Below are 23,158 nucleotides of genomic sequence, written 5' to 3' on the forward strand. Positions count from 1 at the left end.
GGAAAGATCATGACAAAATTTAAAACCATCATTGGGGCTGGCTGCCTCTTAAGCTGTCTTAGCTTCATTGCCTGTGGCGACAACGACCAATCGACAACGGATTCGACGATTCAAGAAGAGGAAGTAGACTCACCGACTGTCGTCTCGAATCCACCACGTTTGAAAGCCAATGCACAAGGTGAGCATGAACTGCTGATTGCCTATAAACGCCAAGCCTTATACGACCCTGAAACGGGTGAGAATGATCTATTACAAGTCAGAGGCTATCTGACTAAACCTGAACTCTGGAACTCAAAAAATACCGATGGCAGTGTTTCTGATGTACTGGTTGGCCCACAAATTCGTGCGAAACAAGGTGACAATTTAAAAATCCATCTGGTCAATCATCTCCCTGTTGAATCGACAGAGACCTGCCCAAGTCCAGTGACCAATATTAACCAAGGGAACTGTTTTAACACCACAAATTTACATACACATGGTCTTTGGGTTAGCCCGCAAGGAAATAGTGACAACGTATTTTTGAGCTTAAAACCTCAGCAAGATTTTCATTACGAATTTAAGATCGAACCGAATCATCCTGCGGGAACATTTTGGTATCACTCTCATGTGCATGGTTCAACCGCGATTCAGGTCTCAAGCGGCATGGCTGGCCCTTTGATTATTGAGGGAGAGCGGAAACCTGTCATTCGTCAGGGGCAAATTCAGCAGACTGGAGATTTGGACGTCTTATGGAAAAATCAAAAAACCCAGCAGTATGATCATGAAAAAATCATGCTATTCCAGCAGATTCAATACAATGAAGATTGCGACAGCAATTTAAGCCAAGTGAATGGTACACCCTGCATCTATAGCTTAGAAGATTATTCAAAACTCGATATACCCACCTCATGGGCGGATGAAAATCGTTTTACCAGTATCAATGGCAAAATGTTTGGTGAAATTAAGGTGGATCAGAACCAATACCACCGCTGGCGCATGATTCACGGCGGTATCCGTGACACCATTGCTTTGACCATCAAAGAACTGCCTGATTCTGCGCTCTTTACCGCAGAGCAAACCCTTAGTGAATGTCAAAAATATCAAAGCAAGTCGATGTCTTCACAGTTTAAAACGCTGAAAACATTACCATTATATACCCTTGCACAAGACGGCTTGACCATGAGAAAAATCCAAAAGCAAGGGATTGAAATTTTTCAGCCGGGTTATCGCTTTGATGCCATGCTCTCTTTCCCGACCACCAATAAATACTGTGTATACGATGCCAAGCTGAATCTAGAAGATGAAATTAATGCGCCTGAATCAAGTCCGCTACTGCGTCGCGCACCGGAAGAAAAACTCAATACGCAGCTCCTCGGTTGAGTCAATGTGCAAGCAACCCAACTACCGCAGCAAACGCCGTTTAACTTCTTAAAAAGTCAGGCCACCCAACTAAAACTGGCACCAGAAGTGATTGCACAGCTCGAACAGGGTGATTTATCAGCCTTTATCTCGCATGCGAGTTTAATGACTGCTGAAGTCGATGAAATGCTCAAAACGATGGCGAAGCAAATCACCAACTTTGACATTCTGTTCAATACAGATGGCAGCTTTAAATTTGGTATTCGTCATGCCGAAGAAGGTACCTTGATCAGCTTTGGCGATGCCTACCATGATGAAGACCATACCCACCATAGCTATGTCCGCAAGCTTCCAATCGGGCAAACCCAAGAGTGGGAGTTGAGCAGTAATGTTGCCAGTCATCCCTTCCATATTCATGTCAATCCATTCCAAGTCGTGAAAATATTGAATGAAAATGGTGTCGATGTCAGTGCGATCGGCAGCTCAGATAAAGATGGTGCAGGAAATATTGACTCGCAATATCATGGAATGAAAGGCGTTTGGAAAGATACGCTCTTCGTCAAACAGGGCTATAAAATCTTTGTGCGCAGCAAGTACGAAAAATTTGAAGGCGACTTCGTGCTGCACTGCCATATTTTAGACCATGAAGATCAAGGCATGATGGAAACCGTGCGTATTTGTGGCGACCAATATGATTGTAATAGTGAACCGCCTTCACATCATTCCACTATAGATATGACTGCAAGCGATATGCCGACACACAATCACTAAGACCGATCTATGCTGTACAAAAGCCCATATCAATATGGGCTTTTTGTTTGCCTAACACTGCGGCTTGCTGCAAAATAACATGATTAATGATATCTAAAATTTATACTGAGGCTGGTCATGACAACGTCTATGGCATTCACATCTTTTTCTCTCAACGGTGTCGATGCACAAAAATTTCTACAAGGGCAAGTGACTTTGCATGTTGAACGCCTTGAAGAAAATGCAACACGTTATACTGCAATCTGCGACCTCAAAGGCCGTATTCACTTTGGTTTATGGCTCACCAAACACAGTGCTGAAAGTTTTTCTATTGTCACTACAGCAGATCAAGCCGAAGAATTTGCCAAACATATTAAAAAATTTGGTGCATTTTCTAAGATGAAACTTGAAGAAACTGGTACAGTTTTTCCAAGTTTAGTCGGTGATGAAACGACATTTGCTTCGGAACCGACGGATGTTGCAGCATGGGAAATTCAAGCGATTCAAGCGGGTCAGGCCTATATTGACCAAGCCATTGAACATGTGTTCCAACCGCAAGAGTTACGTCTACATCAGCGTGAAGGCGTCCACTATGACAAAGGTTGTTATTTGGGTCAGGAAGTGATTGCACGTTTATGGTTTAAAGCCAAACCAAAAGCTTGGTTGCATGCAATTCAAGGCACAGGAACTGCGCCTGCACAAGGCGAACAGCTGAATAAAGGCGTACAAGTGGTCAATAGCGCGGCTGTAGAAAATGGTTATGTAGCTTTAGTTGTGGCACGCCCAGAAGCTTTAGAAGAGTTAGATGTAACTGTTTTAGCCTTGCCTGAAGCATTAAATGGTGATGTGGCACGTCCGCAGTCAGCTTAAATAAATTCAGAAGATAGCTACATTTAGCTATCTTCTTTTATAATAAATCTAAGTTTTAAATTTTAAAATTCATCATGTTAATTTGACTATTTTTAAACTAAAATGCACTCCGAATTTTAACAATAAACTATATAACGATGCATCAGACACAATTTCAAGACCCAAAGCACAAGATCATTGCCCTTTATTACGGATTTTTTGCTCTTCTAGGCATGGTCATACTCGGCAATCAATTGCTTTCAATTCAGCTATCTCTACTTGTTTTGATTATTATTATTGTACTGTATGTCCAACTCTTTTTCATGCTAATGGGCGCTATCAAATATTGGAAAAGAGATGTTCTAGGCTTGAAAATACTGTTTTGGATCAGCTTAAGCCTTGTCCCGATTATTATCACACCCTTAGTCATTTACTATCCAAAAGTAACAACTGGCTTTTTTCTCTTTATGCAAAGCTCTTTTGGCTTCAGTAGCACAGGCTTCGAGTTTCATGTTGCCTACGACACCCAACTCACCCTCTTAAATACATCTTTTTGGGGAATTGGAATCAATCTTATTGAATTTTTTCTATGGTTACGCTTTAAGAATATTGCAGCAAATAATCATATTTCGATTGCCCATTTCAAGAATGAAGACTTAGAACTGAAACGCTATGATTAGCCATTTTTGACCGTATATAAACTAGAATTTTGACATCTGGTCTGACCATCTAAATTTTCAGACTATCCCTAAGCACTCAAAGCCAAAGCCTAAAGACTTTGGCTTTTTATCACTCATTTTTTTCACTCACATAATAAATCACCCCTGCCCGATCATCCGAAAAATAAAAAGATTTTTCATCGATCTTATAAATATCCGCGGGTCGCCCATTTACCGTTTTACCGACTAAAAAACCATCCATAAAGGTTTCAAGTTTTTGTCCTTTACGCATCATTGCAATTTGATAGCCATGACCAATCGCCTCGTCGGTAGAGCCATGCAAGGCCACTAAAAATGCATTTTTAATGGTGGCATCTGTGTCTGGATGATCAAAATAATCAAAACCCAGTGCTGAGGAATGCGAAGGGAAATAAGCATAGGGCGATGGAACATTTTTACAGCCTGATGCACGTTTAAATTTAGCATCCGCCAAGACTTTGCCCTGCCATGAATAACATGCGGGCCAGCCATAATCGATATCCCGCTTTAACGCATAAAAAGTTTCATCTGGCTTTTTACTTCCCAAATGATCAGAACCTTGATTGGTCGCAAATAGAAATCTACCGATCCATTTTAATCCAACTGCATTACGCAAACCTGTCGCATACATCCGTTGCTCTGAACCATCAGGATTCATCTCGATGACTGAGGCTCGCACTTTTTCTTTTTCTACACAGGCGTTACAACTCGAGCCAACCGACACATAAATCTTCCCATTTCCACCGACTGCAATCGTCCGCGTCAGATGCCAACCGCCGTATTTATAACTCAAACCATAATCGGGAAATGTCGCTAAAACTTCAGCCTTACTCGAAGGCTGAGTTTCTCCTTTGTTGAATTTTTGCCGTGTCAGTTGGTGCGTTTCCGCCAAATAGAGCCAATCCTGTCCTTGAGCATCGGTATAAAACTGAACTGAATTTGGATTTCTCAAACCGGTCAGATAAGGAATGATTTTGCCAAATTTACCTGTGTCAGCATTCCAATCATCCAATATATATACAGTACCTTTTTTATTATCTGTTAGATCATACATATCCGTGACAAACATTCTGCGATCAGGCGCTTGCGCAAAAAAGCGTACCCGTTTGAGACCTTCAGCAGCAGAAATGATCTCGAAATTTGCAGGCAAATTTAATGAAAACTGCTTGCCATTTTTTAAATGGATTGGATGAGGTACAAGCTTGGGTTGTTGAGCCCAACTGGTCATTGAACAGACGAAACCAAGGATCAAGATGGCGCTTATTTTTATCATATTTAAATACATCTCAATGAATCATATATATCTGTATTCATCATAGATGCCTTGTATCTATTTTATTCAATTTATATTTTTAGAAAATATTATACTTTTGAAAATTAAAGTTTTTTTAATCACATACGCTGTTACAGTACACAACAGTCAAAATAAGGAGGAACTGTATTCCCCCTCACGTCTTCGTTTTTAAATCATGATTTTAATCAAAATCCATGAAATAACTTATTCATATCTTTGCATACATATTCTTTAAAATGATAGGCGCGCGCATGTTTGGCATCAAATTTAGCTTCTAAATCGCCTTTTTTGAAAATATAAACACGATCCTCTTTACTGACTAAAAACTCTGCACCCAGTTTCATCAAAAGCGCATCAATTTTATCTTCATCCGCAATCGATTCATCTGCATTAATTTTATCGTAATTGCGTTTAATGCCTTTAATAAACATCGCGCTGCCCCAGAGAAAATAACAATGCGCGATTAAATCAGAGTCCTGCTTTTTTGCAAAGGCTTTTGATGCAATAAAGTCATAGCATTTAAAGCGCTAAGGGCAATCAACATTATTTTATAAAAACGCTTTAAATCACAATTCCTCACTTTACATTTACGTAAATCTACCTATGATGTAAAAACCGACAAAAATAACCACCAAAACACATAAACGGAATTATGTGTATGATTTACAAAAGGTTTCAAGATGAAAAAAATCCTACTCGCAAGCATTATAGCAATGAGCGCTCAATTGGCTTTTGCTGAAACTAAAACAGATGCCGTCGATCCTGAATTTGCTAAAGTGGAAGCCATGGTCAAGGCCAAAGATATGAATGGCGCCTACCAAACACTGAGCAAACTTGCAGCAAAAGGTAATGCTCAGGCTATTTATAATTTGGGCTATCTTACTCAAACAGGTCAAGGCGTAGCGAAGGATGAGAAAAAAGCCATCCAACTCTATGAACAGGCTGCAGCCAAAGGCTACCCTGTTGCTAACTATGTTTTAGGTAAAAATTATGCAACGGGCACACTGGGCTTAAAACAAGACACCAATAAGGCCAAACAATATTTAGAACGCGCATCTTCGGCAGGTTTTGACGATGCCTCCATCGACTATGCCATTTTACTTTTTGCAGAAAATAAACCTGAGTCAGATAAATTGGCACTCAGCAAACTTGATCCGCTGATTAAAAAAGGCAACTACCCTGCGATTCATGCCAAAGCACTTTATGACATCAGTGCGGGCTTTAAAACTAAAAATGAAAAGCCTATTCAGCAAGGTCTGAATAGCATTCAAGAATTAGCAAAAAAAGGCTATGTCCCTGCATTGATGGCGGTGGGCAATATGTTTGTAAATGGCAATATCATCCCGCAAAATTTGCCTGAAGCTAAAAAAATATTTAGCGCTTTAGCCAAAGAAAATATTCCACAAGCCAAAGAATCTTTAGCAACCGTGGATAAAATGATTGCTGAACAAGCCAAAGCGCCAAAAGCCAATGCGAAAAAGAGTTAATTGAGCATTAAAAAAAGCCCTGCACATGCAGGGCTTTTTTCATGGGTTTAAGCAAATCTTGAGCTGATCAAAATCACGCCCACCACAAACTGATTAATACACCTGTTACGACAAAGCCCAAGATGGTACTCATCAATAAAGGCGTTAAGGTCTTTTCATTTAAGTCATAAACTTGTCCTAGCATGGCAAAAATCGTCGGCATCGGTAATGCGGCAATAATCGTCCCTGCATATAACATCTCTTGGCTGACATCGGTCAAATAGCGTAAGCCTAAATAAGTCAGTAAAGGCATCACCAAGTTGCTTGAAATCACCAAATAGAAGCTCTGAGCATTCATATACTTTAAGCTCATACCGACAATCCCACCACCAATTGCAAACAGCGCCAGTGGTGAAGCCGTTTGACCTAACATCGCCAGTACATCATTGATTTGATGAGGCAAACGGATTTGGAAAATTGCAAACCCAATCCCTAGCATTACCCCTGCAAAGAGTGGATTTTTTAACAGGGTTAATAAGGTATTTTTGATGATGTCGCCAATATTGGCTTTTTGCTGTGAACTTCCTAATTGCGCAAGGACCAGCACCGTTGGAATCAGCAGCACACTTTCAATGATGACGATTAATGAGGTATAGGTCATCGCATTTTGACCGACCAACAAGCTTAGCACTGCAGTGCCAATTAAGCCTGTATTTGACATGCCAGCGCCTAGTGACAGTACCGCTGTTTGCGACATATTATTTTTAAAATGTGTCGACAATAGCCAATAGGCCATGCAATACAGTAAAAACGTGACTCCGGTATAAACAAAGAAATAGCCGGGATACCAAATTTGATGCAAATCTTTAGAAGCTAATGACTGAAAAAACAAAGCCGGCAGTGCAATCTTAATCACAAATGCACCAATGGTTCCGACCTGTTCTTTACTCAATAAACTGCATTTTACCGACAGATATCCCAAGGCCAAAAGAAAAAAGATTGGACCAATCACCTCAAAGACCATACGAAATATCCTGTGTAATAGACTCTTCCATCCACACCCTCAACCTGAGAGTGTGGAGCGGACCTCTATTTTGAAAATTAGAAAGCCGTAAATTGACTTCTTTGTGCATGCGGCTGACAGCGTAAGTACTGCGGAGAAATTTTTAAATTTTCACCGAGTTCTGCAGCAGCATGCCATGGCCAACGCGGGTCATATTGAATTGCACGAGCTAGACCAATCGCATCTGCCATACCATATTGTAAGATGCCTTCGGCTTGCATTGCTTCGGTAATTAAACCCACAGCAATTACGGGAACCTGAACGGCTTGCTTAATGGCTTCAGCAAAAGGCACTTGATAACTGGCTTGTAATTGAATTTTTTGCGCAACATCTAAGCCGCCACTAGAAACATGAATATAGGCTGTTCCTAGTTGTGCAAGCGCTTTTGACAAGCCAATTGCCGAGTCTAGATCCCAACTCGGTGCTTCAGTATATTCCATCCAGTCAGTTGCGGAAATACGTACCCCAATTGGATAATCTTCAGGAACGGCATTTTTCATGGCTTGGAACACTTCAAGCGTCAGCCGAATGCGATTTTCCAGACTGCCACCATATTCATCGCTACGCCGATTCGACAATGGCGACATAAATTGATGCAGCAAATAACCATGTGCAGCATGTAGCTCAATTAAGTCAAAGCCTGCATCTACCGCACGTTTTGCTGAATCGGCAAAGTCTTGAATGATCTGCTGGATTTCATCTCGGCTTAAAGCATGGGGTGCATGATCTGTGGCATTAAAGGGCAAATCACTGGCTGAAACAGTTTGCCATCCTTGAGGATGATTTGGAGGTAATTGTCCACGTCCTGCCCACGGTTTATCTGTCGATGCCTTACGACCCGCATGTGCCAGTTGGATAGCAAATGGCATAGGTGAAAGTGATTTCACCTTGGCCAATAGTGCCTTCATCTGTGCACGTTGCATATCATTCCAAAGGCCGAGGTCTGCATAGCTAATGCGCCCCTCTGCCTGTACGGCCGTTGCCTCGATGATACATAGTCCGGCACCTGACAAGGCATAATTCGCCCATTGTTGCTCATGCCAATAGCTTAACTCCCCTTGCTCATTGGCAGAATATTGACACATGGGTGCAATCACGATTCGATTAGTCAGCCCCAATGTTCCAAACTGAATTGGTTGAAATAACAACGCCACATTACTCTCCTTTTAGAAGGCTTTGGTCACACTTAATCCTGCACTCCAATTCAAACCATCCGCGGGTTCAAAGAAGCGTCCATTTCCATCATTGACGATCACTGAACCGACATAGTTTTCATCAAACAAATTATCTACACGTACATAGGTTTTAACTTTCCAATCTGCTTGTTTCCACACATAACCAGCGTTGGCAGAAACCACGGTATAGCTCGACGCAGCATCACTGTTGGCATCATCGACATAGACTTTATCCATATAGCGAACATCTAGGCCGGCATTAAAGCCAATATCTGGCAGCCAATTCAGTGCGGCAAACGCTTGGTTTTTGGCAATACCCGGAATATAGGTGCCTCTGACGACATCACTGTCAGGTATTGCGGTATCAAATGTAGCATCGATATAACTGTAGCTTGCTTGCGCACTTAAATCTCGCCATAGCTGTTTATTCCATGAAAGCTCAACACCTTCACGTAAGGTTTTATCGGCATTTTTATAGATTGCACGACCATTGATACTTCCTGCAGAGACGATGTCATCTTGAGTTTTGCTTTGGAATACCGCTGCAGTGAAATTCCCCCATGCATTTTGTGATTTAAGCCCAAGCTCGTAGTTATCGCTACTGGCCGGTTTTAAATCAAAATTCATGCCGTCATCTTTAGAATAGGCCATTTCTGTAAAGGTCGGTGTTTCAAAACCTTTGGCATAACTGACATAGGCATTGAGTTGAGGTGCAATATTCCAGCTTAACGCTGCTGAAGGTAAAACTTTGTCATAGTCGGTTTTACCGCTGTCATCCTTATTTAAACCCACGACATATTTATCGTCAGATTCATAATGAACATTGCTATATCGTAGCCCTGTATCTAAAGTCCAATTGGGTAAAAAATTCCACGAAGCTTGGACATAGGGATCTAAATTCCACAAGGTGTTATTTTCATTTCGACGAATATTGCCATTCTTGCCAAAATTTCCATTGGCATCAAAATTTTCATAGCCCTTACGGTCTTCATCCATATAATCAAAGGCAAGGCCTGCAGTAAAACGCGTATTCGGCAAAAGGTCTTTGCCTGTCCAGCGAATATCTGTTCCATAATAATCACGGCTAAAATCAATCACACCACCTGCATGGCGCGCATTATTTTGTGGATTTTTGGGGATGGACTGATACTGCACCACATCACGTTGCCCCATATACACCATTGCATTGAGTTCATGCTGCTCATTCAATGGTTTTTTCCACGTCAACCCAGTTTGAGTTTGGCTAATTTCCTTACGTACATCATAGGTATTATTGGCATCATTAACTTGTTTCGGATTTTGACGCAATTGCTCCCGATTCAGACCTTGTGGATCATCGGCATTGATATCCACATGATTCACAATCCAATTGACCTTGGAACCATCATCCAAATCCCACGTCAGTTTTGCATTGCTGAGTACCTTATTTGCAGCACTATGATCACGGTAGCCATCGGTTTCAAAATAAGAAGAACTCACAACATAGCTAGGTTCATTGGCCTGTTCTGAGCCACCTTGCAGCACAATATCAGCACGGCTTTTATTATGACTGCCGCCTGAATAGCCGAGTTCGATGGAGTCTTTTCCAGTACCTTGCTTGGTCGTTGTTAAAATCGCCCCACCCGAAGAGTTACCATATAAAGAGGAAAATGGCCCGCCCAATACCTCGATATGATTTAAGCTACTCATATCGATATTTGACGTCTGTCCCTGACCATCCGGCATGGTCGCAGGGATTCCATCAACATATAAACGGATACCACGCACACCAAATGTTGAACGTGCGCCAAAGCCTCGCATAGACAGTTGCAAGTCTTGTGCGTAGTTTTCACGGTTATTCAGTTGCAGGCCGGGCACACCTTTTAAGGTTTCGGACAGATTTACACCCGTATTGTTATTATTTTCAGCCTGCTGTACACGGTATACCGATGCAGGTGTTTTTAACCACGTGGTATTGGTTCGTGGTGCTTCAATGGTAATCTCAGGAAGTAAAACAGGTTCCGTAGAACCTGTTTCTGCATACAGCTGTTGGCTAATACATGCCGTCAGGCAAAGTAAATGTGTCTTAAATGATGTGACGTTAAATTTACTTTGCATAGAGCACCTATTTTGACATTAGAAGATTACCTTAGAGCTTAAACCAATTAGGAAAGCATCATCAACTCGATTTGTTGAGCCTGGGTTAATCACATATTGTAAACTAGGGCGAATCATCAACCATTTCGTCGGGTTATGGCTATAGTTCAACTCGACATTATATTCTGCACTTGCATCAAATTTCTCAGCAGAAAGTCGATCATTGACATGTACACGGTTCACGCCCAAGCCCACCATATCGTTAGGTAAACGATCGGCCAATCCAATGTATTTCAAACCCAACTGCTGTGAGTTATCAACTTTTGTGGTGACACGATCATGCCAAGTAAAATTGGCAAAGCTATGCAAACCACGTTTGCCTTCACCTGTAGACGTTAACTGTTGCTCAATCGCTACCCAACCACCAAAGGTACGATCTTCAGCTTCACCCGAAATAATGTCTTTTTGATTTTTTACATTATCTGCAGTGTTGTACATCGCACCAAAGCGGTAGCTGCCCGGTAAGCCATTCACCAATGCTTTCGGTGTCCAAATGATTTCTACAGGAATAGTTACACCATCGGCATCATCGGTATCCAAATTCCAACCATGGCGTTCCAAAGCATTTTCAGGGTTGTATTCATACACACCCGCTTGTACAGCAAGTTCTGGGCTAAGCTCTTGCTTCACACGTGCGCCCCACTGTGAAACTGGGGTATTCATCCAAATATTGCCTTGCCATTTACCCATTTGCGCAGCGCAAAACGCAGTACTGGCAAAGTCACAGCCCATCACGTTAAAGTCCATGCCCAAACCTAAACGGCCTGCTTTAATGCTTAAGCCTTGCTGTTTAAATTGCTTTTCAATAGACAGTTCAGATAAGCGAGTTTTCTGATTACCACGACCAAAATTGGCTTGTGCATTTGCCAATTGAGGAACATCCCCTTGCAAATCACGAACTGAGGTACTTTGACCTTGACGAGCAGTCATTACAGCACGCACAGTCACGCCATCCCAACCTGCAAGTTTTTCCATATCAAGCTGTGTACCTAACCACAATTGGCTGGCTACCGTTGCTGAATGTCCCGGATTACGACCACCATCAGCAAGATAGGCAGCATCAGCAGCAATATTGGCCTCAAACTTCACACCTTGTTGTGCAAGTTCGGTACGTTTACCATCCCAATCCCCGAGCATGTACTGACCTTTAGTGTCGAATGCTTCTGCGGCGTGAACATGTGTCATGGCTGCTGCAACAAATGCAGGTAGAAGAGCTAGACTGTATTTTTTCATGGTAAAACCTAAATCTGGAGAGAGTCTCTAGACAAGCCACAAGGCTTGAAATCTAATGTCACAAAAATTACATAATTTTTCACGTTCTATCTCAGCATTATTTTTATCATTCACAAAACTTTAATTTATCAATAAATGATTTTAAATAAATCTATTGTTATGCAATATTTTTAGTGATTATTTTTCAATATCTTATATATCTATTAATTCAATTGTTTAACTTCTGATCGCTTATTCAAACTCATTATTGTGACTTGTTGGTTTATTATTCTCACAATTAATAATCAATAACCTATTCATACACTCCCTTAGGCCGCGATGAAACTTGCATTCTGTAGGGCTAGGCCCAATAGTATGCATAACTTGAATGATCCATTGCTTCGACCTTTATGCCTGAATTACCAGAAGTAGAAACCACTAAAACCAGTTTATTGCCATTATTGAATGAAAAGGTTCTCAAAGTTGAGGTTTTTCAGTCGAGCCTGCGTTGGCCTATTCCTGACGACATTCAAAAACTCGTCGGTCAAAAGCTGCTTCAGCTCAGCCGTCGATCAAAATATATTTTGGCTGAATTTGAACAGGACAGCATGTTGTGGCATTTGGGCATGTCTGGCAGTTTTCGGATTTGTGAAGGTCATGAAGCATTACGAAAGCATGATCATCTGGTGATTCATTTTGAAGATATGCAATTACGCTATCATGATCCGCGCCGTTTTGGCTGTATTTTATGGTTAGATGCATCATCTCAAAGCAAACTGATTGACACGCTTGGCCCTGAACCGCTGAGTGATGCGTTTAATGCTGAATACTTATTCCAAAAATTTAAAAATAAGCAGACCGGTATCAAAGTATCGATCATGGACAATCATATCGTAGTCGGTGTCGGCAATATTTATGCAACGGAAAGCTTATTTAACCTCGGCATACACCCTGCGCAGCCTGCATCGAGTTTGAGTTTTGAACAAGTTGAAAAAATGGTCATCGAAATCAAACGTATTTTAAAACAGGCGATTGATTTAGGCGGTTCAACTTTACGCGATTACAGCAATGCGATGGGCGAAAATGGTTATTTCCAACAAACCCTACTCGCCTACGGACGCGCAGGTGAAATGTGCATCAACTGTGAAACCACCATGCAAAATATCAAACTGGGACAGCGTGCTTCGGTGTTTTGCCCTGAGTGCCAACCTTTAAAAAAGGTTAAAATGCTGACTAAGAAAACCCTGAAAGGAAATAAAGCATGAAGTCTGCGATTGTTCGCCACATATTAGTCAAAGATAAAGAACTATGTGAGCAACTGAAAAAGAAAATCAAAGGCGGTGCGGACTTTGCCAAAATTGCAAAGCAGCATTCGACATGCCCTTCGGGTAAAAAAGGCGGTGAGCTTGGCGACATTAAAAAAGGCCAACTGGTTGGTCCAATTGATAAAGCGGTATTTACCCTACCTGAACGTGAACTGCATGGTCCGATCAAAAGCCAATTTGGCTGGCATTTATTAGAAATTAAGTTTCGGATGTAACATAGCACCCACATTGAACATGCTATAACGAGTATATCGCGAATATGTGCTTTTCATCTTAAAGCACATAATCCCAGTATTTTTTTCAATCGTTCAGAACATTGGCTGGCGGTTTTCAATCATATAATATAAATCATAGCAACCAGATAACATTGCACTAAATCAATTCTACTTAATAATAAACAAAGGACATTCCATTGGGCTATTACAACTATTTTCGTCTTGGCACTGTCGATACAACAGATTTTACAATCATTCGAGGTGAACGAAAGCATGCACTTATCCAAGCATTATATGATGATCAAGATATGAACCCTCATGGTGAAGTCCAGTTGGCACTAGATTTAGATGGGAATCGTAACGATGAATCAAAATGGTATGATGCGATACAGCAAATTAGCAAATTATCCAAAAATCACCCTTTAGTCTTATTTATATTAGGTCAACAAGCCTGCGCACCCGAATCACCTGAAGAAGCAAATGAAGTATTTACAGGCATTCGAAATGGCATTGTTTTTTCGACATCAGAACCTAAGTTTATGAAAATGACGCCTCAACAAAATTCACAATAAAAAACGGCGCTTTAAGCGCCGTTTTCACTGCTAAAGGATTAACCTTTACGTTTTAATTCATCACGAATTTCACGAAGTAATTCGATATCTTCTGGAGTCGCCTCTGGAGCTGGCTCTTCAACTTTTTGACGGCGCAATTTGTTCATCAATTTCACTAACCAGAATACGACCCATGCCAAAAGCAAGAAGTTGATTAAGATAGTTAAGAAGTTACCGTAAGCCAAAACATTAAGGCCTGCATCTTGTGCAGCTTTGAGCGTGGTGAGGTTATTTGGATTATCGCCTAATACAACGAACCAATTTGAATAATCAACGTCACCACCAAGGATCCAAGAAATAAAAGGCATGATAATGTCTTTTACCATGGAATCGATGATTTTACCGAACGCACCACCAATGATGACACCGACAGCCAAGTCCATCACGTTGCCTTTTATGGCAAATTCTCTAAATTCTTGAATAATACTCATGTGATCTCCAGAAATTTTTTCAGCTTTAATTTTGTGACGAAGTATACATTATATCTGTATAACCATTTCCACCTAATTTACTTGGTTTATATTAGATTCTAAATACCATGTATAAAAATTCACACAAAACATTTTTCACTATAGTAATTCACTCTATTAAAAAGGATTTATCAATATTATGCATGTCGGATCAAATGAATAAAGTCATTCAAGTTTTCCCTTTTTATTCAAAACACCCATGCATAAAAAAACCGCTAACCTAAGTCAGCGGTTTTTTTTGAAACTGTAAAATTAACCGTTACGGTTACGTTTACGTTCGTTTTCAGTCAACCAGCGTTTACGGATACGGATTGACTTAGGCGTTACTTCAACTAATTCGTCGTCTTCAATGAATTCAAGCGCTTGTTCAAGCGTATATTCAATTGCAGGAACAAGAGTCAACGCATCATCAGTACCAGAAGCACGTACGTTAGTTAACTGTTTCGCTTTAGTTGGGTTAACAGTCATGTCGTCTGAACGTGAGTTAATACCAACGATCATACCTTCATAAACTTCTAACTGTGGACGTGCAAATAGACGGCCGCGGTCTTGTAAGCTGAACAATGCATAGCCCAAGCAAGTACCTTGAACCATAGAAATCAACACACCGTTTTGACGTTTCGCAACAGTACCTTGTTTCATTGGACCGTAGTGCGAGAAGCTTGAAGTCATGATACCTGTACCTGAAGTCATTGTTAAGAATTCAGAACGGAAACCAATCAAACCACGTGAAGGAACAGTTGCTTCAATACGGATACGGCCTTTACCGTCAACTTCCATATTGGTCATTTCACCTTTACGGTGACCCATTTGTTCCATTACAGCGCCTTGGTGCTGCTCTTCAACGTCAAAAGTTACGTTTTCGTATGGCTCTTGTTTTTCACCATCAATTTCTTTGATGATTACTTGTGGACGTGATACGCCCATTTCGAAGCCTTCACGACGCATGTTTTCAATAAGAACTGAAAGGTGAAGCTCACCACGACCAGACACTTTGAAACGGTCAGGACTGTCAGTATCTTCAACACGTAATGCTACGTTGTGAATCAATTCGCGATCTAGACGTTCACGGATATTACGTGAAGTTACGAATTTACCTTCTTTACCAGCAAACGGTGAGTTGTTTACTTGGAAAGTCATCGATACTGTAGGTTCGTCTACAGAAAGTGCAGGTAAAGCTTCAACTGCTTTTGGATCACAGATTGTGTCAGAGATATGAAGTTCATCAATACCCGTTACACAAACGATGTCACCAGCAGAAGCTGATTCAACATCGATACGCTCTAATCCATGGTAACCCATGATTTTTAAGATACGACCGTTACGTGTTTTACCGTCTTTGTCGATTACAGTTACAGGAGTGTTTAATTTCACTGAACCACGTTGAATACGACCAACACCGATAACACCTACGAAGCTGTTATAGTCAAGTGAAGACACTTGCATTTGGAATGGACCGTCAACGTCAACCGCTGGTGGTTCAACGATGTCTACAATTGTTTCGAACAATGGAGTCATGTCTTCAGCAAGTTCTTCTGGAGATGGACCAGCCACACCACGAAGACCTGAAGCATATACAACTGGGAAGTCTAACTGTTCGTCAGAACCACCAAGGTTGTCGAACAAATCAAATACTTGGTCAATTACCCAGTCTGGACGAGCGTTTGGCTTGTCGACTTTGTTAATAATTACGATTGGTTTCAAACCACGTGCGAACGCTTTTTGCGTTACAAAACGAGTTTGTGGCATTGGGCCTTCTTGAGAGTCAACAAGAAGAAGTACGCAGTCAACCATTGACATTACACGTTCTACTTCACCACCGAAGTCGGCGTGTCCCGGGGTATCCACAATATTGATACGGTATTCAGTGTTAGTACGCTTGTCTAACCATTTGATTGCAGTGTTTTTTGCAAGAATGGTAATACCACGTTCACTTTCAATAGCGCCAGAATCCATTACACGTTCGATCTCGCCTGCGCGATCGCCAAGAGCACCTGATTGCTGTAAAAGTTTGTCTACAAGAGTAGTTTTACCATGGTCGACGTGCGCGATGATGGCAATGTTACGGAGAGTTTTAATATCTGACATGTGAATTCGATACGCCTAAAGTTTGAGGGCAAATTATACAGAAAAAATATAGATTTTAGTAGTGACAGTTTATTGACAATCGCATTTTTTTTGACGACTGGCACGCTTTTGGTTTTGTAAAGCTGTGTAAACAGATTAGAATAGCGCCACCTAGCCTTAATTTTCAGTGCCGCATGTCTGATTTAAACCAATCTCCCGAAGCAAAAGATCAACTCGATTTAGTCTATGGATTGAATGATCGACCAAAACCTTTTATTGCTTTTCTCGCTGCGTTTCAACATTTATTGGCCATTATTGTCCCAATTGTGACGCCGGGTCTGCTGATCTGTTTGGCACTTGGTGTGTCAAAAGAAGACACCAATATGATTCTGTCGATGTCATTGGTGATCTCTGGTATCGCAACCTTTTTACAATGTAAAAAAGTCGGTCCATTTGGTGCAGGTCTCCTGATTGTACAAGGAACCAGCTTTAACTTTATTGGTCCTATTATCGGTATTGGTTCTGCAATGGTTGCGGCAGGTACACCTGTAGAAGCAGTTATGGCGGCAATTTTTGGTGTCGTGATCGCAGGTTCATTCATTGAAATGGGTGTGTCACGGATCTTACCGTGGGTGAAAAAACTGATTACCCCATTGGTAACAGGTATTGTGGTGCTATTGATTGGTCTGACTTTAATTAAAGAAGGCCTGATCAGCATGGGTGGTGGTTATCAAGCCATGGGCGATAAAACATTTGCCAATACAGACAACCTCATCATGTCATGTACCGTTTTGGCACTGATCATTTTATTGAACCGTGTGCGTATTACATGGGTAAAAAGTTCTGCCATCCTCATTGCCTTAGTCGTCGGTTACATCCTTGCAGGCTTTATGGGTCATTTAAACTTTGATGGTTTAAAAGATGCGCCACTGGTTCAAATTCCAACACCGATGCACTTTGGCTTAAGCTTCTCTTGGAGCTTGTTTATTCCAATGGCATTTATCTACCTTGTGACATCTTTGGAAGCGATTGGCGATATTACCGCGACTTCTAAGCTTTCAAATCAAGCTGTAGATGGCCCTGAATGGATGAAGCGTATTAAAGGTGGTGTATTGGTGAATGGTGCAAACTCATTCCTTGCCGGTATCTTTAACACATTCCCAAGTTCTGTATTTGCGCAAAACAACGGTGTTATTCAGTTAACAGGTGTTGCAAGCCGCTATGTAGGCATTTGGATTGCTGCCCTATTGGTTATTTTAGGCTTACTTCCTGCTGTAGCAGGTGTCATTCAGGCAGTTCCACAAGCCGTGCTTGGTGGTGCTGTAATGGTCATGTTCGGTGCCGTGGCTGCCTCGGGTATTAATATCTTGTCAGGCATTCATTTAGACCGCCGCGCACTATTAATCATTGCGATTTCATTGGCATTGGGTCTAGGTGTTGCACAAGTACCACAAATCCTTGAACATCTTCCTGAATTGTTCCGTAATATCTTCAGTTCAGGCGTTGCCACTGGTGGTATCGCTGCCCTTATTTTGAATATTGTTCTTCCTGAAGTGAAGAAGTAAGTTCATTTGTCAAAGAACACTGCCTAGGTTCCGCCCTAGGCAGTGTTTTTTATGATGGAGAAATCTATGGATCTCACAAGTGAAGTCGTTATACGACAGATCGATTTATTACAAGATCGCGTGCTTTTCGTAAATGCACCGACAGATGACTTACTCAGTCAATTGAATGACAATATTAAGCCATCGATTTGGTGCTGGAATTTTAATGATTTTCAGTACTTTCAAAATCAACAGTCAAACGTCCATTTTGGTGTCGATTTTCCTGAAGGTCAGTTTGATCAAGCGGTTATTTTTGTTCCGAAATCAAAAGAACTGCTGAATTATTTATTACACAATGTCGCAAGTCATCTTGCTCAAGGTGCGTCTATTTTCCTCGTGGGTGAGAAAAAAGGCGGTGTTGAACGCGCAGCAAAACAATTACAACCCTTTGGTAAAACCCTAAAAATTGATAGTGCGCGTCACTGTCAAATGTGGCAAACCCTATTGGAAAAAACTGTCACACTGAAGCCACTGCAAGATTGGGTGCAAAAATATCCAGTAGAGACCCCAAATGGTGAGCTTACGATTTGCGCACTGCCGGGTGTATTTAGCCAGAACCGTTTAGATGTGGGTACGGCTACATTATTGCCTTATTTGTCACAGGTGACTTCTGGCAAAATTGCAGATTTTGGCTGTGGTGCGGGTGTTATCAGTGCTTATTTAGCCAAACTGAATCCTAAAAATCGTATCTTTGCCATGGATGTAGATGCCTTTGCACTAGCGTCTACACAAATGACATTTGAACAAAATTTGCTTGAACCTGAACAACTTGAGATTAAAGCGGTCACAGGAATCGAGGATGCTCCATTATTTTTACATGCCATAGTCAGCAATCCACCCTTCCATCAAGGGATTCAAACCGACTACAATGCCAGTGAAAATCTATGCAAAACTTCGCGCAGACATTTGAAGTCTGGGGGTGAGCTTTGGATTGTTGCCAACCGATTCCTCAATTATCCGACTTTAATTGAGCAACATTACGGTCAATGTACAATCAAAGCCGACCAACAAGGATTTAAAGTCTTGTTTGCGAGCACGCAAAAAAATCTTAAGGAACAATGATGAGCGAAACTCAAAAACCAGCTCAGCTTCAGCGTAAGTTGGGTGCTCGCCATCTCAACATGATTGCAATTGGTGGATCAATTGGTACAGGTTTATTCCTTGCCTCAGGTGCAACCATTGCCAATGCAGGCCCGGGTGGCGCCCTGCTTGCATACTGCTTAATTGGTATCATGATTTACTTCTTGATGACCAGTCTAGGTGAGCTTGCAACACATAATCCAACTTCGGGTGCATTCTTTACCTACGGCACCAAATATGTCGAGGGTGGTTTCGGCTTCGCTTTGGGTTGGAACTATTGGTATAACTGGGCGATTACCGTGGCATTTGAATTGGTTGCAGTCCAATTCATTATGAAATTCTGGTTTCCAGATATTCCGGGCTTCTACTGGAGTGCGATTTTCCTCGCAATCGTCTTTGCCATTAATGCACTGACCGTAAAAGGCTTTGGTGAATCAGAATTCTTCTTCTCCCTAGTTAAAGTGCTCGCAATTGTTGCCTTTATCATTATCGGTTTGTTTATGATTGGCAAAATCATGCTGACACCGGGCGTAGAAACATTTGCCAACTGGAGCAAGGGTGAAGCCCCATTTGTCGGCGGTTTATCTGCCTTGATTGGTGTAGCCATGATTGCCGGTTTCTCTTTCCAAGGGACTGAAATGGTTGGTGTGGCTGCTGGTGAATCGAAAGATCCTGAAAAGACCATCCCTATTGCCATTAAGCAAATTTTCTGGCGTATCTTGTTGTTTTATATCGTGTGTATTTTCATTATCGGTACACTCATTGCCTATGATGACCCACGTTTATTACAAGCGGCATCTACTGAAAATATTGCACTATCACCATTTACCTTACTGTATGAAAAAGCAGGTTTTGCCTTTGCTGCATCAGTAATGAATGCAGTGATCTTAACCGCGATTTTATCAGCGGGTAACTCTGGTATGTACTCCTCTACCCGTATGCTCTTTGATATGGCACGTAAAGGCAGTGCGCCGAAAGTCTTTGGTCGCTTAGATTCACGTGGTGTACCAATGAATGCACTTTATGCAACAACAGCGATTGCGGCACTGTGCTTCTTAACCACCTTTATCGGTGAACAAGCGGTCTTTAACTGGTTACTGAACATGTCTGGTATGTGTGGCTTTATTGTGTGGCTCGGTATTGCAGTTTCACATTATCGCTTCCGTAAAGGCTACTTGGCTCAAGGCAATAAATTGGAAGATCTTGCTTACCGTGCAAAATTCTTCCCATTTGCACCTTGGTTTGCCTTTATTTTGTGTGCCATCGTGGTCCTTGGTCAGAACTATCAAGCCGTTTTAGATGGTGAGTGGTTAGCCGTTGTTTCTACCTATATTGGTATTTTCTTATTCCTTGCCATTTGGTTTGGTTATAAGTGGAAACACAAAACCAAGTTGGTTTCATATCAAGAAATGGATGTAAAACCAATGAAAGTTGATCAAGAATAATGTGATCACTGAATAAAAAAAGCAGCTCCTAAGCTGCTTTTTTTTATGGCTAAAATTGTATCTCAATACATTCACGCTTTAACAAAATATTTCGTGAGTGATGTTGAGGAATGATGTCTGATCTATCATCAACAACTGATAGGCTGACGCAATCATGTTAAGCAGCAAAATAAAAACGCCCAATGCAATGCATCAGGCGTTTGTTCAAAAGTCACAACCTTTTCAGGTTTGATTTTCAATACTTAAGAAGCATTATGCTGTTGTACAAAGGCAATAAACTCGTCTTCGCTCATCACCGGAATACCCAGTTTTTCAGCCTTTTCTAATTTAGAACCTGCCTTTTCACCCGCAACCACACATTTGGTTTTACCCGAAACACTACCACTGACACGTGCGCCTAAGGCTTGAAGCATTTGCGTCGCTTCATCACGCCCCATGGTACTCAATGTTCCAGTAATCACCCAACTCTCGCCATTCAGCGGCTGACGACTTGGTGCAACAGGTGCATCCCAATGAATCCCAGCTGCCAACAAACGATCAACCACTTCGAGGTTATGCGGCGCTTGGAAAAAGTCGACAATCCATTCAGCGGTAATATCACCAACGTCTGGCGTTTTTTTCAAGGATTCGAGATCTGCATGGCGAATCGCATCAAAGGTTTGGAAGGTATTGGCGAGCATGCGTGCCGTGGTTTCACCCACGCCTCGAATGCCAAGTGCATAAATAAATGCGCCTAGTGTCGTTTTCTTACTATTTTCAATAGAATCGATGAGGTTTTGAACCGACTTTTCACCCATTTTTTCAATGGTCAGTAATTTTTCACGATGCTCATGCAAGCTATAAATATCAGCAACATCTTTGAGTAGATCCAAATGTAAAAGTGATTCCGCCCAACGGTCGCCTAAGCCCTCAATGTCCATAGCTTTACGCGATACAAAGTGACGAATCGCCTCAATACGCTGTGCAGCACAGTACAAACCACCTGAACAACGTGCCAAGGCTTCACCTTCTGGCATCACGACAGGAGATGCACAGACTGGGCAACATGCAGGTAACTGAACTTCTACCGTATCTACAGGACGGAATTCAGGCCATACTTTTTCCACTTTTGGAATCACATCGCCACTACGGTAAACACTGACTGTATCACCTACACGTACATCTAAACGGTGAATTTCACCAATATTATGTAGAGTGACATTGGAAACCGTTACGCCACCGACTGCCACAGGGTTTAAACGCGCGACTGGGGTTAAAGTCCCTGTACGCCCCACTTGCCAATCAATATTTTCAACTGTCGTCAGCGCTGCGACTGCAGGGAATTTATATGCCGTTGCCCAGCGTGGTTCACGACTTAAAAAACCCAATGTTTGCTGCTGCTTCAGGCTATTTACCTTAATCACCATGCCATCAATTTCAACACTCAGGCTTGGACGATCAATGATCATTTGCTCATACTCAGCTTGTACGTCCTGAATGCTATCACAAATAAAGTGACGTTCACCGACAGCAAAACCAAACTGTGTCAACCACTCAAGACTTGCAGACATGGTGGTTTGCCCATGATGTGGTTCACACTGTGCAATGCCATAGGCATAAAAAGCCAAAGGACGCGAAGCCGCAATTGCAGGATCGAGTTGACGTAAGCTTCCTGCTGCTGCATTTCGTGGATTGGCAAAGGTTTTTTCACCTTTGGCTTCATTTTCAGCATTAAGCTTTTCAAAGCCTGACTTTGGCATCAGGACTTCACCACGGACTTCAAGCAGACTTGGAATTTCAGTCTGTGTAGAAGTCAGTACTTTAGGTAAATTACGAATGGTTTTTACATTTTGGGTAATGTCTTCCCCAGTTTCACCATCGCCCCGTGTCACACCACGGACTAAAATGCCATTTTCATACCAGAGAGAAATGGCCAGTCCATCAAATTTTAATTCGACATCATATTCAATTTTTTGATTCGGCAAGCGCTCTTCCGCACGACGCGCAAAGGCAAATAAATCTTCTGCATTAAACACATTACCCAATGACAACATGGGTACTGCATGGGTTACAGATTCAAACTTAGACAAGGCCTTTCCACCCACTTTTGTAGTTGGTGTATCAGGTTGTACTAAATCAGGGTATTGCTCTTCTAAAGCTTTTAATTGGTGAAAAAGTTGATCATATTCACTGTCCTCAATTTCTGGCGTGTCCATGACATAGTAGGCATGGTTATGCTTCGCCAAGAGTTGAATCAGTTGTCGCATCTGTGCAACGACAGTGGATTGTTGTGTCATACATTCACCATAAAAAAGGGCGGTTCATGCTCCGCCCTCAAATTTCATTATCTGTTGCTATTATAGAAACCCACTCGGTGAGTT

20 protein-coding genes are annotated in these 23,158 nt (G+C 41.7%); 11 read left to right on the top strand and 9 right to left on the bottom strand.

Annotated features, from left to right (window positions below):
• Positions 1-9: 9 nt before the first annotated feature.
• From FTU65_RS03200 to FTU65_RS03215, 4 genes are all read left to right on the top strand, one after another.
• Positions 10-1,359 carry a multicopper oxidase domain-containing protein gene (locus FTU65_RS03200; RefSeq protein WP_180009881.1) on the top strand — a complete coding sequence of 450 codons (1,350 nt, stop codon included), beginning with the start codon at positions 10-12 and terminating at the stop codon, positions 1,357-1,359.
• A gap of 6 nt (positions 1,360-1,365) precedes the next feature.
• The gene (locus tag FTU65_RS03205; RefSeq protein WP_257245674.1) at positions 1,366-2,109 is read left to right on the top strand and encodes a multicopper oxidase domain-containing protein; all 744 of its coding nucleotides are present in this window, start codon (positions 1,366-1,368) and stop codon (positions 2,107-2,109) included.
• Positions 2,110-2,226: 117 nt separating this feature from the next.
• Positions 2,227-2,958 (top strand): folate-binding protein YgfZ, encoded by a 732-nt coding sequence (locus FTU65_RS03210; protein WP_257222577.1) that lies wholly within the window; start codon positions 2,227-2,229, stop codon positions 2,956-2,958.
• A gap of 137 nt (positions 2,959-3,095) precedes the next feature.
• Positions 3,096-3,617, top strand: a complete 522-nt coding sequence (locus tag FTU65_RS03215; protein WP_180009882.1) for a hypothetical protein — start codon at positions 3,096-3,098, stop codon at positions 3,615-3,617.
• A 109-nt stretch (positions 3,618-3,726) separates the two neighbouring features.
• On the opposite strand, the gene FTU65_RS03220 is transcribed toward FTU65_RS03215, so the two are convergent.
• Positions 3,727-4,908, bottom strand: coding sequence for a sorbosone dehydrogenase family protein (locus FTU65_RS03220; protein ID WP_180064956.1), 1,182 nt, complete (start codon positions 4,906-4,908; stop codon positions 3,727-3,729).
• A 206-nt stretch (positions 4,909-5,114) separates the two neighbouring features.
• Complete coding sequence (locus tag FTU65_RS03225) at positions 5,115-5,360, bottom strand: hypothetical protein (RefSeq protein WP_078191141.1); 246 nt, start codon at positions 5,358-5,360, stop codon at positions 5,115-5,117.
• 249 nt (positions 5,361-5,609) lie between these two features.
• Between FTU65_RS03225 and FTU65_RS03230 the strand changes: the two genes are divergently transcribed.
• The gene (locus FTU65_RS03230) at positions 5,610-6,416 is read left to right on the top strand and encodes a tetratricopeptide repeat protein (RefSeq protein WP_180064957.1); all 807 of its coding nucleotides are present in this window, start codon (positions 5,610-5,612) and stop codon (positions 6,414-6,416) included.
• Positions 6,417-6,489: 73 nt separating this feature from the next.
• Here the strand turns inward: FTU65_RS03230 and FTU65_RS03235 are convergent, their stop codons facing one another.
• The 4 genes from FTU65_RS03235 to FTU65_RS03250 all read right to left on the bottom strand — a co-directional run bounded on the left by FTU65_RS03235 (position 6,490) and on the right by FTU65_RS03250 (position 12,002).
• Positions 6,490-7,419, bottom strand: coding sequence for an AEC family transporter (locus FTU65_RS03235; RefSeq protein WP_180064958.1), 930 nt, complete (start codon positions 7,417-7,419; stop codon positions 6,490-6,492).
• A 77-nt stretch (positions 7,420-7,496) separates the two neighbouring features.
• A complete protein-coding gene (locus FTU65_RS03240) occupies positions 7,497-8,612 on the bottom strand; it encodes an NADH:flavin oxidoreductase/NADH oxidase (protein ID WP_180066340.1) in 1,116 nt (371 codons plus the stop codon).
• A gap of 12 nt (positions 8,613-8,624) precedes the next feature.
• Positions 8,625-10,730 carry a TonB-dependent receptor gene (locus FTU65_RS03245; RefSeq protein WP_180064960.1) on the bottom strand — a complete coding sequence of 702 codons (2,106 nt, stop codon included), beginning with the start codon at positions 10,728-10,730 and terminating at the stop codon, positions 8,625-8,627.
• 18 nt (positions 10,731-10,748) lie between these two features.
• Complete coding sequence (locus FTU65_RS03250) at positions 10,749-12,002, bottom strand: carbohydrate porin (RefSeq protein WP_180064961.1); 1,254 nt, start codon at positions 12,000-12,002, stop codon at positions 10,749-10,751.
• Between the two features lie 389 nt (positions 12,003-12,391).
• On the opposite strand from FTU65_RS03250, the gene mutM reads away from it, so the two are divergent.
• The 3 genes from mutM (at position 12,392) to FTU65_RS03265 (ending at position 14,093) form a co-directional block, all read left to right on the top strand.
• Positions 12,392-13,246: a bifunctional DNA-formamidopyrimidine glycosylase/DNA-(apurinic or apyrimidinic site) lyase gene (gene mutM / locus FTU65_RS03255; protein WP_180064962.1), complete on the top strand. Its 855-nt coding sequence runs from the start codon at positions 12,392-12,394 to the stop codon at positions 13,244-13,246.
• Entirely contained in the window at positions 13,243-13,521 is a 279-nt protein-coding gene (locus FTU65_RS03260; protein ID WP_078192338.1) for a peptidylprolyl isomerase, read from the top strand. The genes mutM and FTU65_RS03260 overlap by 4 nt, the downstream gene beginning before the upstream one ends.
• 197 nt (positions 13,522-13,718) lie before the next feature.
• Positions 13,719-14,093 (top strand): hypothetical protein, encoded by a 375-nt coding sequence (locus FTU65_RS03265; RefSeq protein ID WP_005007840.1) that lies wholly within the window; start codon positions 13,719-13,721, stop codon positions 14,091-14,093.
• 38 nt (positions 14,094-14,131) lie between these two features.
• Here FTU65_RS03265 and mscL read toward each other — a convergent pair whose 3' ends face one another.
• On the bottom strand, positions 14,132-14,563 hold the full coding sequence (mscL, locus tag FTU65_RS03270) for a large conductance mechanosensitive channel protein MscL (protein ID WP_180009890.1): 432 nt from the start codon (positions 14,561-14,563) through the stop codon (positions 14,132-14,134).
• Between the two features lie 291 nt (positions 14,564-14,854).
• A complete protein-coding gene (gene typA / locus FTU65_RS03275) occupies positions 14,855-16,690 on the bottom strand; it encodes a translational GTPase TypA (protein WP_078191150.1) in 1,836 nt (611 codons plus the stop codon).
• Positions 16,691-16,863: 173 nt separating this feature from the next.
• Between typA and FTU65_RS03280 the strand changes: the two genes are divergently transcribed.
• The 3 genes from FTU65_RS03280 to FTU65_RS03290 all read left to right on the top strand — a co-directional run bounded on the left by FTU65_RS03280 (position 16,864) and on the right by FTU65_RS03290 (position 20,798).
• Positions 16,864-18,234 carry a uracil-xanthine permease family protein gene (locus FTU65_RS03280; RefSeq protein ID WP_180009891.1) on the top strand — a complete coding sequence of 457 codons (1,371 nt, stop codon included), beginning with the start codon at positions 16,864-16,866 and terminating at the stop codon, positions 18,232-18,234.
• 66 nt (positions 18,235-18,300) lie between these two features.
• Positions 18,301-19,335, top strand: coding sequence for a methyltransferase (locus FTU65_RS03285; protein ID WP_078192341.1), 1,035 nt, complete (start codon positions 18,301-18,303; stop codon positions 19,333-19,335).
• A complete protein-coding gene (locus FTU65_RS03290; RefSeq protein WP_180009892.1) occupies positions 19,335-20,798 on the top strand; it encodes an amino acid permease in 1,464 nt (487 codons plus the stop codon). The genes FTU65_RS03285 and FTU65_RS03290 overlap by 1 nt, the downstream gene beginning before the upstream one ends.
• 242 nt (positions 20,799-21,040) lie before the next feature.
• On the opposite strand, the gene ligA is transcribed toward FTU65_RS03290, so the two are convergent.
• Complete coding sequence (ligA, locus tag FTU65_RS03295; protein ID WP_180009893.1) at positions 21,041-23,074, bottom strand: NAD-dependent DNA ligase LigA; 2,034 nt, start codon at positions 23,072-23,074, stop codon at positions 21,041-21,043.
• Between the last annotated feature and the right edge of the window lie 84 nt (positions 23,075-23,158).

It is taken from the genome of Acinetobacter sp. YH12129, assembly GCF_013418685.1.
GTDB lineage: Bacteria > Pseudomonadota > Gammaproteobacteria > Pseudomonadales > Moraxellaceae > Acinetobacter > Acinetobacter amyesii.

Bases quoted from the DNA above. Each gene is read 5' to 3' on its own strand.
- FTU65_RS03215 (WP_180009882.1), top strand. From the start codon at position 3,096: ATGCATCAGACACAATTTCAAGACCCAAAGCACAAGATCATTGCCCTT.
- FTU65_RS03280 (WP_180009891.1), top strand. From the start codon at position 16,864: ATGTCTGATTTAAACCAATCTCCCGAAGCAAAAGATCAACTCGATTTA.
- typA (WP_078191150.1), bottom strand. From the start codon at position 16,690: ATGTCAGATATTAAAACTCTCCGTAACATTGCCATCATCGCGCACGTC.
- FTU65_RS03210 (WP_257222577.1), top strand. From the start codon at position 2,227: ATGACAACGTCTATGGCATTCACATCTTTTTCTCTCAACGGTGTCGAT.
- FTU65_RS03260 (WP_078192338.1), top strand. From the start codon at position 13,243: ATGAAGTCTGCGATTGTTCGCCACATATTAGTCAAAGATAAAGAACTA.
- mutM (WP_180064962.1), top strand. From the start codon at position 12,392: ATGCCTGAATTACCAGAAGTAGAAACCACTAAAACCAGTTTATTGCCA.
- FTU65_RS03225 (WP_078191141.1), bottom strand. From the start codon at position 5,360: ATGTTTATTAAAGGCATTAAACGCAATTACGATAAAATTAATGCAGAT.
- FTU65_RS03220 (WP_180064956.1), bottom strand. From the start codon at position 4,908: ATGATAAAAATAAGCGCCATCTTGATCCTTGGTTTCGTCTGTTCAATG.
- FTU65_RS03250 (WP_180064961.1), bottom strand. From the start codon at position 12,002: ATGAAAAAATACAGTCTAGCTCTTCTACCTGCATTTGTTGCAGCAGCC.
- FTU65_RS03230 (WP_180064957.1), top strand. From the start codon at position 5,610: ATGAAAAAAATCCTACTCGCAAGCATTATAGCAATGAGCGCTCAATTG.
- ligA (WP_180009893.1), bottom strand. From the start codon at position 23,074: ATGACACAACAATCCACTGTCGTTGCACAGATGCGACAACTGATTCAA.
- FTU65_RS03290 (WP_180009892.1), top strand. From the start codon at position 19,335: ATGAGCGAAACTCAAAAACCAGCTCAGCTTCAGCGTAAGTTGGGTGCT.
- FTU65_RS03235 (WP_180064958.1), bottom strand. From the start codon at position 7,419: ATGGTCTTTGAGGTGATTGGTCCAATCTTTTTTCTTTTGGCCTTGGGA.
- FTU65_RS03245 (WP_180064960.1), bottom strand. From the start codon at position 10,730: ATGCAAAGTAAATTTAACGTCACATCATTTAAGACACATTTACTTTGC.
- mscL (WP_180009890.1), bottom strand. From the start codon at position 14,563: ATGAGTATTATTCAAGAATTTAGAGAATTTGCCATAAAAGGCAACGTG.
- FTU65_RS03200 (WP_180009881.1), top strand. From the start codon at position 10: ATGACAAAATTTAAAACCATCATTGGGGCTGGCTGCCTCTTAAGCTGT.
- FTU65_RS03285 (WP_078192341.1), top strand. From the start codon at position 18,301: ATGGATCTCACAAGTGAAGTCGTTATACGACAGATCGATTTATTACAA.